This is a genomic window from Klebsiella terrigena (assembly GCF_006539725.1).
GTDB lineage: Bacteria > Pseudomonadota > Gammaproteobacteria > Enterobacterales > Enterobacteriaceae > Klebsiella > Klebsiella terrigena.
This window is the reverse complement of the sequence record NZ_BJNO01000001.1, coordinates 548,067-563,144: the sequence shown is the minus strand read 5'-3', so window position 1 is coordinate 563,144 and position 15,078 is coordinate 548,067. Positions and strand designations below refer to the sequence as shown.

Genomic DNA, 15,078 nt, shown 5'->3' with positions numbered 1-15,078 from the left:
TTACTCGCCGGCCAGCGTCTCCAGCTTGTCACGAAAACCGGTTACCGAAATGGCCCGATTATCTGCGCGCCAGCGATCCTTCGGCCCCGGCGCCGAGCTCTGGACGGCAATCACCTGCCAGCCGTCTTCGGTTTTTAACAGCAGCGGTGAACCGCTATCGCCGGGTAAGGTATCGCACTGGTGCGACAGAACCGAGGTCTGGGCCCAGCCGGTCACGATGCAGTCCTGATGGTTGTACAGATTATCGAGGTGATCTTCCGGGTAGCCGGACTGGGTCACCTTGCGCTCGGCGACCTTTAGCGCGGCGGTCAGGTCGGCCTTACTGCCGGGAAACAGCGGGATCGGGTCGATTCCGGAAGGCGCATAGCGCAGCACCACTAAACCAAAGTCCGAAGGCGCGGCGGCGGAGGGGACTATCCAGCCGTCACCGTCGGCCTTCAGGCGCCTGCCTAATGACGGGTCCACCCGACCCTCGACGCCGTGAATTTCGTAAACCCAGCCGTTTTTGCGCGAGATAAAGCGCAGGGCGACGACTTTATCCGGCTTGCCCTTCGGCGGCGTCAGCAGGCAGTGCCCGGCGGTCAGCGCCAGGTTGGGGGCGATAAGGGTGGCGGTGCACAGATTGCCGCTGGCCGTCTCCAGCTGGCCAATGGCGTCCCACGGGGCTTCGGCGGGGTTGCTTACCGGCTTGCGGTCATCATGACCAAAAAACAGGGTCTTGATATCTTTCGCGCTCATGCCGTCATCGTCAGCCTGTGCAAACAGAGGAAACAGGCAAAATGAACACAGTAATAACAGTACGTCTCTACGCATATCACTCTCTGAGGAGATAATTATACTCACCATCCTGCTGGCCACCCGAGTGCGCCGGGGATGATTTTGGGTATATTGAAAGTAGCAGGAGATTTAAGTTTATGAAAGTTAACAGTAATTTTAATTAAATCACTACACCGTTAGCCCCCGGTAAAATTGCCGCTTCGCACGCAAAGAAGGTCGATAACTCAACTAGTTAGCGCGTATTTTTTGCTGCTGTCATTTCCGCAGAAAGCGGCCCTGGAAGCAACAGATATCGGGTTACAGAAAGTACCAAAAAGAGGGCGCCATCTGCGCCCGGTCATGATGCGTTTTTCCAGCGTTTGTTAATAATAATCATTAGACTAATGCTATATAAAACAAACAACTTCACAAAAAACCGTCCTTTTTTACACCATTTGTGCTTACTTGCAAAACGAAACATTTTCTCACTCAAAACGCTGTTATTGATAGCAGCCGTTGAGCAAACAGAGATGTTGTCCCCGCGATGATATCGGTGATTTCTGGCTCCAGTCTCGGGAGGACGTATGTCGAAAAAAGGTATTCGTGCGTTGGTTTATGTATCCGTTGTGTCCGTCTTTATCTGGGGTGCTGCGGGGTATCTGGTGGTGCAGGCGGTCAGCGTTTTGTAAGCCATCACCACATCGCTGCACGTCATTGCGGGGCTTTTCCCCGCCGAAGGATCCCGTCGGGAAAAGGCCACGGGACGTGCGCGAGCAAAAATGCCTGCAGCAGAGCAATCGGCTGCGGGCTGAGCGTATTTGCAGACCACACCAGATAGTATCCCTCACCGGTAGCGACGGCCTGCGAAAACGGCAGCGTCAGCAGTCCCGCCTGCAGCGCCTGCTGGCTAAGTAGCAGATCGCCCACCGAAACGCCGTGACCGCTCATGGCCGCCATATTGCCCTGTTCCAGGCTATCGAAAACCAGCCCCTGAGAGAGATCTACCGCCGAATGCTGCCCGCTATGCTGCAGCCAGCGCCGCCAGTCCCGGCGGTCGGTGGTCGGGTGAATTAGCGGACAGGAGGCTAAATCTTCCCGCGCCGCCGGCGTCATTGCCGGCGCGCAGACCGGGATCAGCCACTCGGCGAACAGCAGCGTCTGGCGCTTATCCGCGCCAAAGTTCCCGTCGCCAAGGAGGATCGCGCAGTCGTAAGGCTCCCGCGCAAAATCCACGCTGTCCTTATCCATCCATACGCTGCTGAGCTCGATTTCAGGGCGCTGATGCTGCTGGCGAAAGCGCTGCAGTACGTCCAGCAGCCAGCGCATGGTTAGCGTCGAGGGCGCCTTCAGCCGCAGCTTTCCCGCCTGTCGGCGCAGCGTATGGCAGGCCCTGTCGATGGCCGAAAAGCTCTCCTCCAGCGCGTTTGCCAGCTGCCGCCCGGCATCGGTGATGATCACTTTTGGCCCCTGACGAATAAACAGTCGGCACTCGAACCACGCCTCCAGGGTAGCGATATGCCGGCTGACGGCGCCGGGGGTGACGTGCAGCGCGGCGGCGGCCCGGCTAAACGAGCCCAGACGCGCGGCGGTTTCAAACGCGCGCAGGGCGTAGAGGGGAGGCGTCGACATCGTTATGGATCTCTATAGTGAGTAATACTCACATTCAAACTCACCATTTCTCGTTTTTCAATCTGTTAATCAAAGAACAGAATGCAGAAATCTAAATTATTGAGTGAGTTATTATCATGAACTACATGCTGGTGGCGGGATATTGTCTGACGGTCGTGGCCCTGATTGCGACCCCGGGGCCGGTGGTGCTGCTGGTGACCGGGACGGCGGCGCGGGAGGGTTACGCCCGGGCGATACGGACGATGATCGGCGGCAATCTGGCCTCGCTGCTGCTGATAGCGGTCGCTGCGGCAATGCTGACCGGCGCGCTGCACCTCGACCCGCAGGCGCTGACGCTGGTGGCGATCGGCGGATCGCTGTACGTTGCCGTTCTGGCGGTAGGAATGCTGCGCGAAACCTCAGCCGCTCGCCCGGCGGCCCGGCGCGGCGGGCTGACGGTGGGATTTATCACCGCCCTGGGTAATCCCAAAGACATTCTGTTTTTTGTCGCGTTTTTTCCGCAGTTTATTCATATCACCGCCGATAGCGGCACGAGCCTTGGGATCCTGACCGCGCTGTGGGTGGTTATCGACCTTAGCGTACTCTCACTTTATATTCTCGCCATTCATCGCTGGCTGACGCCGGCGCACACCCGGCTGTTAACGATGATGTCGGCCGCTTTCCTGCTGGTCATGGCCCTCTACGGCCTTGGCTACAATCTTTGGCAATTCATCGGGAGCCGGGCCTAGGTCCGCGTAAAGAGGCTATGGTTGAAGGGGGCTACCGGGAAGGAGAGTTAACGATGATCGAGAATGACGCGCTGCGCGCAGCGGCGAACGGTGAAAGAGACGATATTGCGCCCGCGCTATTCGCCGCCGAGCTTCTGGCTGCCCGGGAGAGAATTACGCAGCTGGAGCGGCAGCTGGCAACGCCGGTAAGGCTGCCGGTGTGCTGTGCGAGTCCGGTCTGTGAGATTGAAGCAGGTTATGCGGCAGGGGTCAGCGACTGTCGAAATGCGATACGTCAGGCGGGTTATCCGATCGAAGGGGATGATTAAGCGGTTCCGCGTTAGTAGAGAAAAAAGCGGGTCGCAACCAGCGCACAGATAATCAGCAGGATCAGAATGAGCTCGAAACGGTAGCGCCGCAGCATAGTATCCTCCAGAAAAAAACGGCGCTGAAGCAGCGCCGATTTATTACGATACCAGACTAACCGGGTTAATTATGCAGCCGGCTGTGCAGCAGGTTTAGCCGCAGCGTGGTGTTTAGCTTTGTGGTGTTTTTTAGCGGCCTGAGCTTTCTGCGCTACGGCAGGTTTAGCGGCAGCTTTGTGGTGTTTTTTCGCAGCCTGAGCTTTCTGCGCTACGGCCGGTTTTGCTGCAGCTTTGTGGTGCTTTTTAGCGGCCTGGGCTTTCTGAGCGGCAGCCGGTTTAGCTTCTGCCTTTTTGTGTTTTTTTGCAGCCTGAGCTTTCTGCTCTGCGGCCGGTTTAGCGGCAGCTTTATGGTGTTTTTTGTGATGAGTGGTCTTGGCAGTGGTGCTGTGAGTTGCAGCAGCCGGAGCCTGAGTGGTGCTTACTGCATCAGCAGCGAAAGCAGCAGAAGACAGACCCATAGCAGCGGCAACGACCAGAGCTAATACTTTTTTCATTCTGATATCCTCGAAAAGGTTTTTTTCATTCAACCCCACTGCGGGGCCGGTGAAAGAACTATATGCTTCTCTTTTCGAGCTTTCCGTGAGTGTTTGGTATCGGCGTGTAACCGAATGTACGACGCGGATCATTATGTAGAAATAATGCGCCGGGACGTTGCCCGGCGCGGAGTTTTACAGATAGCGGGAGATCAGATGCTGGCGGAAGTAGTCGCTGTTCAAATCTTCCCCGGTGGCGTTGTGAATCAGCTGGGAAGTGGTGAAGCGGCTGCCGTGCTGCCAGATGTTCTGCTGCAGCCAGTCGAACAGGCTGGAGAAGTCGCCGCTGGCAATCTGGCTCTCGAGCTGCGGTAAGGCGCGTCTGGCGGCCGCCATCAGCTGCGCCGCGTACATCGCTCCCAGGGTATAGGAAGGGAAGTAGCCAAAGCCGCCGTCGGTCCAGTGAATATCCTGCATACAGCCGTTGCGATAGTTACCGGTGGTGGAGAGTCCCAGCCAGCTCTGCATTTTTTCATCCCACAGCGCCGGGATATCGTCAACCTCGATGTCGCCATCGATCAGCGCTCGCTCAATCTCATAGCGCAGAATAACGTGCGCCGGATAGCTGACCTCATCGGCGTCCACGCGAATAAACCCGGGCTTAACGCGCTGATTCCAGGCAACGAAGTTCTCGCTGCTGAACGCCGGCTGCTCGCCGAAACGCTGGCGTACGGCGGGCAGCAGACGGTTTAAAAACGCGTCGCTGCGGCCGAGCTGCATTTCGAAAAACAGACTTTGTGATTCGTGGATCGCCGTCGAGCGGGCGAGGGCGACCGGCTGATCGATCCAGGTGCGCGGCAAATTCTGCTCATAGCGGGCGTGGCCCGTTTCGTGGATAACGCCAAACAGCGCGCTCAGCAGATCGTCTTCGTTGTAGCGGGTGGTGATTCGCACGTCCTGCGGCACGCCGCCGCAGAACGGATGGGCGCTGATGTCCAGACGCCCGGCGTTGAAGTCAAAGCCCAGCACGCGCATCGCTTCCAGCCCGAGCTCGCGCTGATCGGCAATGGGGAACGGGCCCTGCGGCGCGATGAGCGGATGCTGGGCCTGTTTCTCAACCACGTTCGCCAGCAGCGACGGCAGCCAGGACTTGAGGTCGGCAAACAGCACGTCCAGCCGGGCGCTGGTCATATCGGGTTCAAAAATATCCAGCAGGGCATCGTACGGCGAACAGCCCTTAGCTTCGGCGCGCAGGGCCGCCTCCTGGCGGCTCAGCTTGACGACTTCGCGCAGGTTATCGGCGAAGCCTTCCCAGTCATTGGCCGGACGCTGGCTGCGCCAGGCGTGCTCGCAGCGGCTGCCGGCCAGCGATTTAGCCTCAACAAGGCTCTCCGGCAGCAGGGCCGCCTGGGCGTGCTGGCGGGTCATTTCGCGCAGGTTGGCCTGCTCAACGTCGTTAAGATCTTCCTGCAGGGCGTTGTGCAGCGCCTGAGCCACGCTCTTATCGGTCAGGATTTGGTGCTGCAGCACGCCCAGCTCCGCCAGCGCCGCACCGCGCGCCGCGCTGCCGCCCGGCGGCATCATGGCGAACATATCCCACCCGGCGATGGCGCCCAGATGTGAAAAGCGCGACAGACGCTGGAAAGTATGGGTAAGCTGCTGATAGTTTTTGTTTTCTGCCATAGTAAATTCTGACCTGTTGCAAGTGAACGAGAGGCATAGCCTGTTGACCCCTACACTATCCTGATCCTCCGGACGGGTCGAGTGACGCGAGTGAATTGCCTGCCGGGATTGGCGATGCGCTGAACTGCACAAATCTTCCAGACAGACGTAAAAGGATAGACAATGCTGATGGCGTGGGGGAGAGATTATGACAAACGACTGGCTTGAGCTGCGACAGCATGCAGATTCGGGAATTGAAACCATCAAGGCGCACTTCGAGGGGCACGCCTACGATCCGCACTGGCACGACAGCTATCTGGTGGGGATAACGCTGTCCGGGACCCAGCAGTTTTCCTGCCGCCGGGAGCGCCATCGCAGCCATCCCGGCGACGCCTTCCTGCTTGAACCCGGCGAGATCCACGACGGCGACGCGCCGGTGGCGGGGGGCTTCACCTATCTGACCTTCTATCTCGACGAACGCTGGCTGACGCACACCCTGCAGGGCCTCTACGAGTCGGTTCCCGGCAGCTACTCGCTCCATTTCCCCCGCACCTTGACCCGCGAGCCGCGTCTCGTTCGGGCTATCGGCGAGACGTTTTCGACGCTGCACGGCAATGAGATGCGCATCGTGCAGCAGAGCCGTATGGATGACCTGCTGGCCGAGCTCACCGCGCACTGCAGCTGGCGGAAAAAGCTGCCGTCGCATATCCGGAGCGCGGCGGTGGCGCACCGGGCGAGGGATTATCTGTATGCGCATATGGGGGACAATATCGGTCTTGCCGACCTGGCGGCGGCAACCGGGACCGATCGCTTCACGTTGACGCGCTGTTTTAAGCGCGAGTTTCACCTCGCGCCGCACGCGTGGCTTATCCAGCTGCGGCTGGCGAAAGCGCGCCAGCTGCTGGCCTGCGGCGAGCTGCCGGTGGACGTTGCCGCCGCGACGGGGTTTGCCGATCAAAGCCATCTTGGCCGCTGGTTCCTGCGTTCGTATCGGCTCACCCCGGCCCACTACCGGCGCCTGTGCACAAACCTTCCAGACGTTTCCAGAAAATAGCCGCACAGTGGTGGCTCCTGACAACAAGGAGTCACCTGTGGATCTGCTGCCCTATCTGCTGTTTGCCTTCGTCGCCTCCATTACTCCTGGGCCGACGAATATCCTGATCCTCACCAACAGCCAGCGCTATGGCGTACGCGCGACGCTCTCCGCGGTGGCGGGGGCCTGCGTCTCGGCCAGCGTGATTGTATTGATATCCGGCGCCGGTGCCGGGGAGCTTCTGCATCAACATCCGCTGGTCCGCCAGCTGATGAGCTGGACCGGCGCGCTGTGGCTCAGCTGGCTTAGCTGGCAGCTGTTCAACGCGCCGGCGCCGAATTTGCAAACGTCCACCGCGGCGCGCTTTACCGCCCGCGCCGCCGCGCTGCTGCAGATAGTCAATCCGAAGACGTGGATGATGGCGCTGGCGGTGGTTGGCCTGTTTGCGCCCACCGGCGACGGGGCGATATGGAGCATTGCGCGGATGGCGGCGTGGTTTTTAGTGATTTCGCTGCTGTGCCTTGCGGCGTGGGCGTTGTTGGGGCAGATCGTCAACCGGGTCTTTCGCACCCCTGCGGCGCTGGTTCGTTTCCAGCGCGCGATGGCGCTGCTGCTGCTGATTTCCGCGTGGGCGGGAATCCTGTAGCCACCCCGCGACGGCGGCGGTCATCATAATGTCATCATGATGTGGCCAGGATAGCAGATTGTTTCTCAGCCAGCGGCTAAACTCATAGGGAGCCAGGGCCGCTGATGCGGGGTTAATATGAATCCGTTCACCTTGCTGTTTATCGCACTCCTTTCAATCGACGCCGTCAGAGAGCTGCTGGGGGCCTCATCGATACTGGGAATGTGGTGAGCAGCGTGGCCGTGAAGGCCACGTGATTACTCGCTATTTCAGACGCTTGTGCAAACAGGCGCCGGTAACGAGTGCTACCGTCAGCATCAGGGCAATAAAGCCGCCAACGCCATTCCAGCCGTAGTTATGCCAGAACACCCCGCCTAAGGTCCCGGCAATGCTTGAACCCAGATAGTAGCTAAACAGATACAGCGATGATGCCTGGCCGCGGGCGCGGCGCGCGCGCGGGCCAATCCAGCTGCTGGCGACCGAGTGCGCGGCAAAAAAACCGGCCGAAAAGAGCAGCATGCCGCTGAATATCAGCCACAGCGAGGGGAAAAGCGTCAGCAGCAGGCCGCCAAGCATCACCGCGATAGAGACCAGCATTACCGGGCCGCGTCCGTAGCGGGCGGTCATGGCCCCGGCCTTCGGCGAGCTCCAGGTTCCGGTCAAATAGGCGACAGAGAGCAGGCCGACCACCGCCTGGTTCAGCGACCACGGCGACATCATCAGACGATAGCCGATGTAGTTAAACAGCGTCACGAAAGCCCCCATCAGCAGGAACCCTTCGAGAAAGAGCAGCGGCAGGCCGCGATCGCGCCAGTGCAGGCGGAAGTTAATCAGCAGCGATTTTGGCCGCAGCGAGGTCGGGCGGAAATGGCGCGACTCCGGCAAAATTCGCCAGAACATAATGGCCGAGGCGAGGGCAAAGCAGCCGATCGCCGCCAGCGCCACGCGCCAGCCGAAGAAGTCGGTAAACACCCCGGTGAGCAGGCGTCCGCTCATGCCGCCAATCGAGTTGCCGCTGATGTACAGCCCCATCGAGAAGGCCACCACGCTGGGGTGGATCTCCTCGCTCAGGTAGGTCATGCCAACGGCCGCCACGCCGCTGAGCGACAGGCCGATCAGTGCGCGCATGATGAGGATCCCGTGCCAGGTGGTCATGACCGTTGACAGCAGGGCGCAGCAGGAGGCCAGCACCAGCGCGGTAACCATCACCTTTTTACGCCCGATGGCATCCGAGATGGGACCGGTAAACAGCAGCCCGACGGCGAGCATGGCGGTGGAAATCGACAGCGAAATACTGCTGCTGGCCGGCGTGATGCCGAACTCGCTCGACAGCACCGGCAGGATCGGCTGCACGCAGTAGAGCAGGGCAAAGGTGGCGAGACCGGCAGAGAACAGCGCCAGGGTGACGCGCATAAACTGAGGAGTACCGCGTTTAATAAACTGATTTGGCTGGGATACCACATTATTGTCGATGACTTCGCTTGCCGGCGCGATGTCAGCGGTAGTTGTACGACTCACGGAAAATCCTTGCTGAGAAACTCGGGGTTAGGTGACCTCACAGGTCACATTTTTAGAGTATGAAAATGTAAATATTCTGTCTAATATATTAATAATCTCAAATAAGACGTTTTAAATATGAATATCGAGCTGCGCCACCTGCGCTACTTTATTGCCGTCGCCGAAGAGCTCCATTTTGGCCACGCGGCGGCGCGGCTGAATATTTCCCAGCCGCCGCTGAGCCAGCAGATTCAGATCCTCGAACAGCAGATCGGCGCCCGGCTGTTTGCCCGCACCAACCGCAGCGTCAGCCTGACGGCGGCGGGAAAGCAGTTTCTTGCCGATAGCCGCCAAATCCTCACCCAGGTTGAGGATGCCGCCGCCCGGGCGGGGCGCCTGCACCACGGCGAAACCGGCGAACTGCATATCGGCTTTACCTCCTCGGCGCCGTTTATTAAGGCCGTCTCCGATACCCTGTCGACCTTTCGCCGCCGCTACCCGGACGTGCATATCCAGACCCGGGAAACCAACACCCGGGAACAAATTGTGCCGCTTAACGAAGGAGCGTTAGACCTCGGGCTGATGCGCAACACCCGGCTGCCGGAAACGCTGGTGTGGCAGTGCATTCTGCGCGAACCGCTGCTGGCAATGGTGCCCAGCGATCATCCGCTGGCGCGCCAGGATGCGGTGAGCCTGGCGGAGCTGGCGCGTCAGCCGTTCGTCTTTTTTGACCCGCACGTGGGTACCGGTCTGTATGACGATATTCTCGGCCTGATGCGCCGCTACGGTCTCACGCCGACGATTGCTCAGGAGGTCGGCGAGGCGATGACGATTATTGGCCTGGTGTCGTCCGGGCTTGGCGTATCCATTCTGCCAGCCTCATTTAAGCGGGTTCAGCTCAATGAAATGCGCTGGCTGCCGATCGTCGAGCAGGACGCCGTTTCCGAAATGTGGCTGGTCTGGTCGAAGCATCGCGAGCAGGGGCAGGCGGCACAGCGCTTCCGGGAGCAGCTTCTTCACGCCGCTTTGATGCACAATTAGGACAAAATCAGCTCAAAATTGTGCGGTAAATCACAAGGCTAAGCAAAAATTTGACGTGCACCGTCGAAGTGCTTCACCATAGCTGAAAGTTTATTTCGAAGCGCGAAAATAAAGGGAGTCAACGGTGGTAGCGGATAGTCAGCCTGGCCATATCGATCAAATAAAGCAGACCAATGCAGGAGCAGTGTATCGCCTGATCGATCAGCTTGGCCCGGTATCGCGCATCGATCTCTCCCGTTTTGCCCAGCTGGCGCCGGCCAGTATTACCAAAATTGTCCGCGAGATGCTGGAAGCGCATCTGGTGCAGGAGACGGAAATCCAGGATCCGGGCAGCCGCGGGCGTCCGGCGGTGGGCCTGATGGTGGAAACCGAGGCCTGGCACTATCTTTCCGTGCGTATCAGCCGGGGTGAGATTCACCTCGCGCTGCGCGACTTAAGCAGCAAGCTGGTGGTCGAGGAGCAGCTCGAGCTGGCGCTGCAGCACGAACAGCCTTTCCTGAGCCGGGTCGTTGAGCATATTGACCGCTTTTTTATTCGCCATCAAAAGAAGCTGGAACGCCTGACGGCAATCGCCGTGACCATGCCGGGAATTATCGATACCGAAAATGGCATCATCCATCGGATGCCGTTTTATGATGACGTGAAGGATCTGCCGCTTGGCGAAGTGCTGGCCAACCATACCGGTGTTTCGGTTTATATTCAGCACGATATCAGCGCCTGGACCATGGCGGAGTCGCTGTTTGGCGCTTCCAGAGGGGCGAGGGACGTGATTCAGGTGGTGATTGACCATAACGTCGGCGCCGGGGTGATTACCGACGGCCGCCTACTGCACGCCGGGAGCAGCAGCCTGGTGGAGATCGGCCATACTCAGGTCGACCCTTACGGCAAGCGCTGCTACTGCGGCAACCACGGCTGTCTGGAAACCATTGCCAGCGTCGAGAGCGTGCTGGAGCTTACTCAGGTACGGATGACCAAATCGATGAGCTCAATGCTGCACCAGCAGCCGCTGAGCGTTGAGTGGCTCTGTCAGGCGGCGCTGCAGGGCGATTTGCTGGCTCGCGATATTATCAGCGGCGTCGGCCAGCACGTCGGACGAATTCTGGCAATCATGGTTAACCTCTTCAATCCGCAAAAAATTCTTATCGGCTCTCCGTTTAGCCTCGCGGCGGATATCCTGTTTCCGGCTATTTCTGACTGCATTCGTCAACAGTCGCTGCCGGCCTATAGCCGACACATTACCGTCGAAAGTACCCAGTTCTCCAACCGCGGAACTATGGCCGGCGCCGCGCTGGTTAAAGATGCCCTCTATAACGGATCGCTGCTGATACGACTGTTACAGGGTTAACATTTTTTCATAGTCACACTAAAAATTGCGCTATCTCAAGCTGGCATTCGCCGGCTTCGCGTAGACTTTTCCCACAGTTTTCTATCCATTTTCTGTATATATCCGCACGATTCGCGCAGCCGGAAGGCCGCTACGCAGGGAATCCCGACGCCTTACTTTGCTAAGTGTTCAGGGTGAGCGAGGAGCGCTAACCGCTATGCCGCCTGAAGCATGACGGGTATATATTTCATCAACATAACTGTGGGGTTAGTGATGTTTAAGCGTTTCTTTATAACAGGTACTGACACCGCCGTCGGGAAGACGGTGGTTTCTCGTGCGCTGCTGCAGGCACTGGCCGCTGAGGGCAAAAGCGTCGCCGGGTACAAGCCTGTAGCGAAGGGCAGCAAAGAGACGCCGGACGGGTTGCGTAACAAAGACGCGCTGATTTTACAAAGCGTGTCGACGCTGGCGTTACCCTATGATGCTGTCAATCCCATAGCGTTAAGCGAAGATGAAAGCAGCGTGGCGCACAGCAGCCCCATCAACTACGGGCTGCTGACGGACGGACTGCAGCGCCTGAGCGGCCAGGTCGATCACGTGGTGGTTGAGGGAACCGGCGGCTGGCGCAGCCTGATGAACGATCTGCGTCCGCTGTCCGAATGGGTGGTGCAGGAGCAGCTGCCGGTACTGATGGTGGTGGGCATTCAGGAGGGCTGTATCAACCACGCCCTGCTGACCGCGCAGGCCATTGCCAATGACGGCCTGCCGCTTATCGGCTGGGTCGCCAACCGCATTAATCCGGGTCTGGCGCACTACGCTGAAATCATCGACGTCTTAAGCAAAAAACTGCCGGGTCCGCTGATCGGCGAATTGCCCTATCTGCCGCGCGCCGAGCAGCGCGAGCTGAGCCAGTATATTGACCTGGCGCGGCTAGGTGAGGTGATGGCGGTAGATCGAGTCCTGGCGTAGCGTTCGCGACAGCACCGATGCCAGCACGCTGGCCATCAACAAGCCGGGCAGTAGCGCATATTGCCCGGTCATTTCACAAATCATCAGGGTCGACATAATTGGCGCGTGCGTTGTTGCCGCCAGGAAGGTCGCCATTCCGGCCAGACCCAGCATAATCGCCACCTCAGAACCGTGCAGCCACAGGCCGGTGAAGCTGGCGAACAGCATGCCCATTGCCAGCCCGACAAACAGCGTCGGCGTAAACACGCCGCCGGGCGCGCCCGAGCCGCTGCTGGCCAGTACCGCAAGCAGCTTACAGGCGAATACCACGGCGATTGCTCCCAGCAGCGGCGGCGACTGGAGATAGCTCTGTACAGTGCTGTAACCGTTCCCCCATACCGCCGGCGCCAGCAGCGACAGCAGGCCAACGATGACGCCGCCGAGCGCCAGCGGCCAGGGCGGCGAGAGGCGCATGCGCAGAAAGCCGCGATGGCTCCAGCCCATCAGCCAGACGAAGATCGGCCCGCAGAGCCCGGCCAGCAGGCCGGTCGCCAGCATCAGCCCGTAGTGAACGGCGGTGAGGGGAAGGCTGAGCGTCACCTGGTAAAGGGGCTGCTGGCTGCCGTTTAGCAGATGGCTGACCAGCAGCGCGACAACCGCTGAAATAACCACCGGGCCGAGCGAAGCCAGCATCAGCGTACCGAACAGAATCTCGGCAATAAACAGGCTTCCGGCCAGGGGGGCGTGATAGGCGCTGGCCATGCCGGCGGCGGCACCGCAGGCTACCCATAATTTCCACTCCTCTTTGGGCGTGAAGCGCCGGGCGAACAGCGAGGCCGCCAGCGCCGCCAGCAGGATCATCGCCCCCTCGCGGCCAATGGCGCTGCCGGTGGTCACCACCAGCAGCGAGGCGCAGGATTTTATCAGGCTGGCCGGCGTATCGAAGCGGCCGTCGCCGGTTTCCAGCGCCTCCATATAATCGGTCGGCGCATGCGGACGCTGGCGGGTGCGGCGCTGCCAGATCCAGAGCAGGGTGCCGGCGGCAAATCCTCCGGCCGCTGGCGTCAGCAGCCGTCGCCACCACGGCAGCGATTCGGCGGCGTTGACCAGGCTTCCGCTCCGATTGCTGAGGAGCAGCGCCTCCAGCAGCCCCATCGCGGCATGAAAGAGCGCCACGGCGAGTGCCGCCAGAATACCGATCAGCGTGGCGACCAGCAGGCGGCGAAACATGACCTGAATATCAGGATAAGCAGGCAAACGATGCATCGGACATTACGCGTTGCGGGAATGAGTGCCTTATTGTGCAGGGGAATAACGTTATAAGCAAAAGCGATAAGTGCCTCCTTTGCCGCCGCGCAGCGGAGAAAAGGAGGAACGGAAGACACTTTATGTGACGTTGTCACTCATGGGCTGGACATCTGAGATCCGCGACATGGCGACGAGGCTAGCGATAGAGCGGTTTGTCGGCGACGACAAGAGTCAGCGTGTCTTGCCACTCCGCCAGCGTGGCCTGGCTTAGCTGACCCAGGGCCTGGTAAAACGGATGTCCGGCTTCGCTGACGAAAACCGCCAGGAAGCGGCCCGACCAGGGCAGCAGATGCCGGGCCAGCAGCTGCGAAAAGGCCTCATCCTGCCCGGACTCGCATAGCCAGGCGGCCAGCAGCAGCAGGGTGCCAAAGCTATCTTCCGGATCGTTGTTCTGCGCGGCGCGGGCGATGCCGTTCTGCCGCATCCACTCCCTGAGCTCCAGCGTCGAATCGCCGAACAGGACATTCTCTTTATCCAGCCAGACGGAGCCCCACGGCGGTGCCGGCAGGGCCCAGGGGCCGATAAACAGGCGCTGCCACGCCTCGTCCAGCGGCTCGTCGTTGTGTTCGGTGAAGCGGGCAACCACCTCAGCGGGCACCGCAAAGGGCCACTGGGCCTGCCAGCTTCCGTCGCGCAGGGCGCTGACCAGCGGGGCGGCCTGCTCGCTTTGCGGGGCAAACGAAAATAGCGCGCCGAGGGTGCGGGCGCTCAGCGCGACGGCGTCGCGGAATGGGGGTTGCATCATGCTTATATTCCTTAGTGCGGCGCGGCTGTCCGCGCACGAAAAATTAACCGGCAACTGCCGTGCCGACGGTCATATGCAGGCCATAAAACAGGCTGCGGCCAATCAGTTCTCCGGCCAGCACCAGCAGCAGCCCGAGGCATAACCCGCCGGTACGCGGGCGGATGCCGCGAATGAGCGGGCACAGCCAGCAGCCGAGACCAAGGGCCAGCAGCGCGATGCGCCAGGTTTGCCAGAACCCGTACCCCGGAACCAACGCGCCGGCGCGCTGCACCGAGCTGTGAATATCGCCGAGGCCAAAACCCTGCAGCACGACGATGGCACTGCTGGCCAGCAGCGCCAGAACGCTCAGCGAGGCGAAGACGCTGCCGTTAAACGACACGTTGGCTGCGCGCAGCAGCAGTGCGGCAAACAGCGGCCCGCAGAGCAGCATGGTCAGAAAAAAGGCGCCGGTGGTATAGCCATTATACCATGTCGGAACGGTATCAATCTGGTAAACCCGGGTCATTGCAAAGACAAAAACGCCCCCCAGCAGCATGCTCACGGCCAGCCACGGCGCACTCAGCGCGGCGGGCATTTTGCTGGTGACCGCCAGCAGCCACCACAGCCCGCCGACGGCAAAGAAGATGATGCCGCTGGCGATTTCATTACTCAGCGCCGACTCGCCGAGGCGATTGAGCGAATTGAACGCCCGCAGCGGTGAACCAAGGTGCAGCATGGAGGCGAGAAAGCCGACCCCCATCAGCAGCCAGATAGCGATCATGCTGCGCACCAGGCGCTGCCGGGCTTCGGAGTTATTTTTCAGCGACAGCCAGCCCAGGCCGCTGACGATCAGCGCTCCCGCCGCACACTGGCCCAGCACCGTAAACAGCACCAGCGGCCATTCATGCCATCCGTTTCCCATACTC

General features: G+C 60.0%; 17 protein-coding genes. 8 read left to right on the top strand and 9 right to left on the bottom strand.

What is annotated here, in order from left to right; genetic code table 11:
- Entirely contained in the window at positions 1-813 is an 813-nt protein-coding gene (locus RTE01_RS02720; RefSeq protein WP_134526262.1) for a trypsin-like serine peptidase, read from the bottom strand.
- Positions 814-1,467: 654 nt separating this feature from the next.
- Positions 1,468-2,385, bottom strand: coding sequence for a LysR substrate-binding domain-containing protein (locus RTE01_RS02715; RefSeq protein WP_134526259.1), 918 nt, complete (start codon positions 2,383-2,385; stop codon positions 1,468-1,470).
- A 116-nt stretch (positions 2,386-2,501) separates the two neighbouring features.
- Here RTE01_RS02715 and RTE01_RS02710 point away from each other — a divergent pair, with 116 nt between their 5' ends.
- Together RTE01_RS02710 and RTE01_RS02705 are read left to right on the top strand one after the other, a co-directional pair.
- Positions 2,502-3,113, top strand: coding sequence for a LysE family translocator (locus RTE01_RS02710; RefSeq protein WP_134526256.1), 612 nt, complete (start codon positions 2,502-2,504; stop codon positions 3,111-3,113).
- A 53-nt stretch (positions 3,114-3,166) separates the two neighbouring features.
- Complete coding sequence (locus tag RTE01_RS02705; RefSeq protein WP_041145758.1) at positions 3,167-3,421, top strand: hypothetical protein; 255 nt, start codon at positions 3,167-3,169, stop codon at positions 3,419-3,421.
- 11 nt (positions 3,422-3,432) lie between these two features.
- Here the strand turns inward: RTE01_RS02705 and ydgU are convergent, their stop codons facing one another.
- The 3 genes from ydgU to RTE01_RS02690 form a co-directional block, all read right to left on the bottom strand.
- Entirely contained in the window at positions 3,433-3,516 is an 84-nt protein-coding gene (gene ydgU, locus RTE01_RS26690; protein ID WP_095103248.1) for a small membrane protein YdgU, read from the bottom strand.
- A 69-nt stretch (positions 3,517-3,585) separates the two neighbouring features.
- Positions 3,586-4,011 carry an acid resistance repetitive basic protein Asr gene (asr, locus tag RTE01_RS02695; RefSeq protein WP_071844927.1) on the bottom strand — a complete coding sequence of 142 codons (426 nt, stop codon included), beginning with the start codon at positions 4,009-4,011 and terminating at the stop codon, positions 3,586-3,588.
- A 174-nt stretch (positions 4,012-4,185) separates the two neighbouring features.
- On the bottom strand, positions 4,186-5,673 hold the full coding sequence (locus RTE01_RS02690) for a carboxypeptidase M32 (RefSeq protein ID WP_141334650.1): 1,488 nt from the start codon (positions 5,671-5,673) through the stop codon (positions 4,186-4,188).
- A 187-nt stretch (positions 5,674-5,860) separates the two neighbouring features.
- On the opposite strand from RTE01_RS02690, the gene RTE01_RS02685 reads away from it, so the two are divergent.
- From RTE01_RS02685 to RTE01_RS26240, 3 genes are all read left to right on the top strand, one after another.
- Positions 5,861-6,706 (top strand): AraC family transcriptional regulator, encoded by an 846-nt coding sequence (locus RTE01_RS02685; protein WP_041145756.1) that lies wholly within the window; start codon positions 5,861-5,863, stop codon positions 6,704-6,706.
- 37 nt (positions 6,707-6,743) lie between these two features.
- The gene (locus tag RTE01_RS02680) at positions 6,744-7,331 is read left to right on the top strand and encodes a LysE family translocator (protein WP_141334648.1); all 588 of its coding nucleotides are present in this window, start codon (positions 6,744-6,746) and stop codon (positions 7,329-7,331) included.
- Between the two features lie 117 nt (positions 7,332-7,448).
- On the top strand, positions 7,449-7,541 hold the full coding sequence (locus tag RTE01_RS26240) for a KPN_01571 family protein (RefSeq protein WP_217698319.1): 93 nt from the start codon (positions 7,449-7,451) through the stop codon (positions 7,539-7,541).
- Between the two features lie 33 nt (positions 7,542-7,574).
- Here RTE01_RS26240 and RTE01_RS02675 read toward each other — a convergent pair whose 3' ends face one another.
- Complete coding sequence (locus tag RTE01_RS02675; RefSeq protein ID WP_141334646.1) at positions 7,575-8,828, bottom strand: MFS transporter; 1,254 nt, start codon at positions 8,826-8,828, stop codon at positions 7,575-7,577.
- 117 nt (positions 8,829-8,945) lie between these two features.
- On the opposite strand from RTE01_RS02675, the gene RTE01_RS02670 reads away from it, so the two are divergent.
- The 3 genes from RTE01_RS02670 (at position 8,946) to bioD (ending at position 12,141) form a co-directional block, all read left to right on the top strand.
- Positions 8,946-9,848, top strand: a complete 903-nt coding sequence (locus tag RTE01_RS02670; RefSeq protein ID WP_041145753.1) for a LysR family transcriptional regulator — start codon at positions 8,946-8,948, stop codon at positions 9,846-9,848.
- Between the two features lie 124 nt (positions 9,849-9,972).
- Positions 9,973-11,193, top strand: coding sequence for a sugar metabolism global transcriptional regulator Mlc (mlc, locus tag RTE01_RS02665; protein ID WP_041145752.1), 1,221 nt, complete (start codon positions 9,973-9,975; stop codon positions 11,191-11,193).
- 252 nt (positions 11,194-11,445) lie between these two features.
- Positions 11,446-12,141: a dethiobiotin synthase gene (bioD, locus tag RTE01_RS02660; protein WP_041145751.1), complete on the top strand. Its 696-nt coding sequence runs from the start codon at positions 11,446-11,448 to the stop codon at positions 12,139-12,141.
- Here bioD and clcB read toward each other — a convergent pair.
- The 3 genes from clcB to RTE01_RS02645 all read right to left on the bottom strand — a co-directional run bounded on the left by clcB (position 12,103) and on the right by RTE01_RS02645 (position 15,074).
- Complete coding sequence (gene clcB / locus RTE01_RS02655) at positions 12,103-13,386, bottom strand: voltage-gated ClC-type chloride channel ClcB (protein ID WP_141334644.1); 1,284 nt, start codon at positions 13,384-13,386, stop codon at positions 12,103-12,105. The two genes, bioD and clcB, sit on opposite strands and share 39 nt — an antisense overlap.
- A 178-nt stretch (positions 13,387-13,564) precedes the next feature.
- Positions 13,565-14,173, bottom strand: a complete 609-nt coding sequence (gene dmsD, locus RTE01_RS02650; protein WP_135184498.1) for a Tat proofreading chaperone DmsD — start codon at positions 14,171-14,173, stop codon at positions 13,565-13,567.
- A gap of 43 nt (positions 14,174-14,216) precedes the next feature.
- On the bottom strand, positions 14,217-15,074 hold the full coding sequence (locus RTE01_RS02645; RefSeq protein ID WP_134526253.1) for a DmsC/YnfH family molybdoenzyme membrane anchor subunit: 858 nt from the start codon (positions 15,072-15,074) through the stop codon (positions 14,217-14,219).
- Positions 15,075-15,078 lie beyond the last annotated feature (4 nt).

Coding starts and splice junctions, on each gene's coding strand:
- RTE01_RS02705 (WP_041145758.1), top strand. CDS start 3,167: ATGATCGAGAATGACGCGCTGCGCGCAGCGGCGAACGGTGAAAGAGAC.
- dmsD (WP_135184498.1), bottom strand. CDS start 14,173: ATGATGCAACCCCCATTCCGCGACGCCGTCGCGCTGAGCGCCCGCACC.
- ydgU (WP_095103248.1), bottom strand. CDS start 3,516: ATGCTGCGGCGCTACCGTTTCGAGCTCATTCTGATCCTGCTGATTATC.
- RTE01_RS02670 (WP_041145753.1), top strand. CDS start 8,946: ATGAATATCGAGCTGCGCCACCTGCGCTACTTTATTGCCGTCGCCGAA.
- RTE01_RS02720 (WP_134526262.1), bottom strand. CDS start 813: ATGCGTAGAGACGTACTGTTATTACTGTGTTCATTTTGCCTGTTTCCT.
- RTE01_RS02645 (WP_134526253.1), bottom strand. CDS start 15,074: ATGGGAAACGGATGGCATGAATGGCCGCTGGTGCTGTTTACGGTGCTG.
- RTE01_RS02715 (WP_134526259.1), bottom strand. CDS start 2,385: ATGTCGACGCCTCCCCTCTACGCCCTGCGCGCGTTTGAAACCGCCGCG.
- RTE01_RS26240 (WP_217698319.1), top strand. CDS start 7,449: ATGAATCCGTTCACCTTGCTGTTTATCGCACTCCTTTCAATCGACGCC.
- bioD (WP_041145751.1), top strand. CDS start 11,446: ATGTTTAAGCGTTTCTTTATAACAGGTACTGACACCGCCGTCGGGAAG.
- RTE01_RS02690 (WP_141334650.1), bottom strand. CDS start 5,673: ATGGCAGAAAACAAAAACTATCAGCAGCTTACCCATACTTTCCAGCGT.
- asr (WP_071844927.1), bottom strand. CDS start 4,011: ATGAAAAAAGTATTAGCTCTGGTCGTTGCCGCTGCTATGGGTCTGTCT.
- clcB (WP_141334644.1), bottom strand. CDS start 13,386: ATGCATCGTTTGCCTGCTTATCCTGATATTCAGGTCATGTTTCGCCGC.
- RTE01_RS02685 (WP_041145756.1), top strand. CDS start 5,861: ATGACAAACGACTGGCTTGAGCTGCGACAGCATGCAGATTCGGGAATT.
- RTE01_RS02710 (WP_134526256.1), top strand. CDS start 2,502: ATGAACTACATGCTGGTGGCGGGATATTGTCTGACGGTCGTGGCCCTG.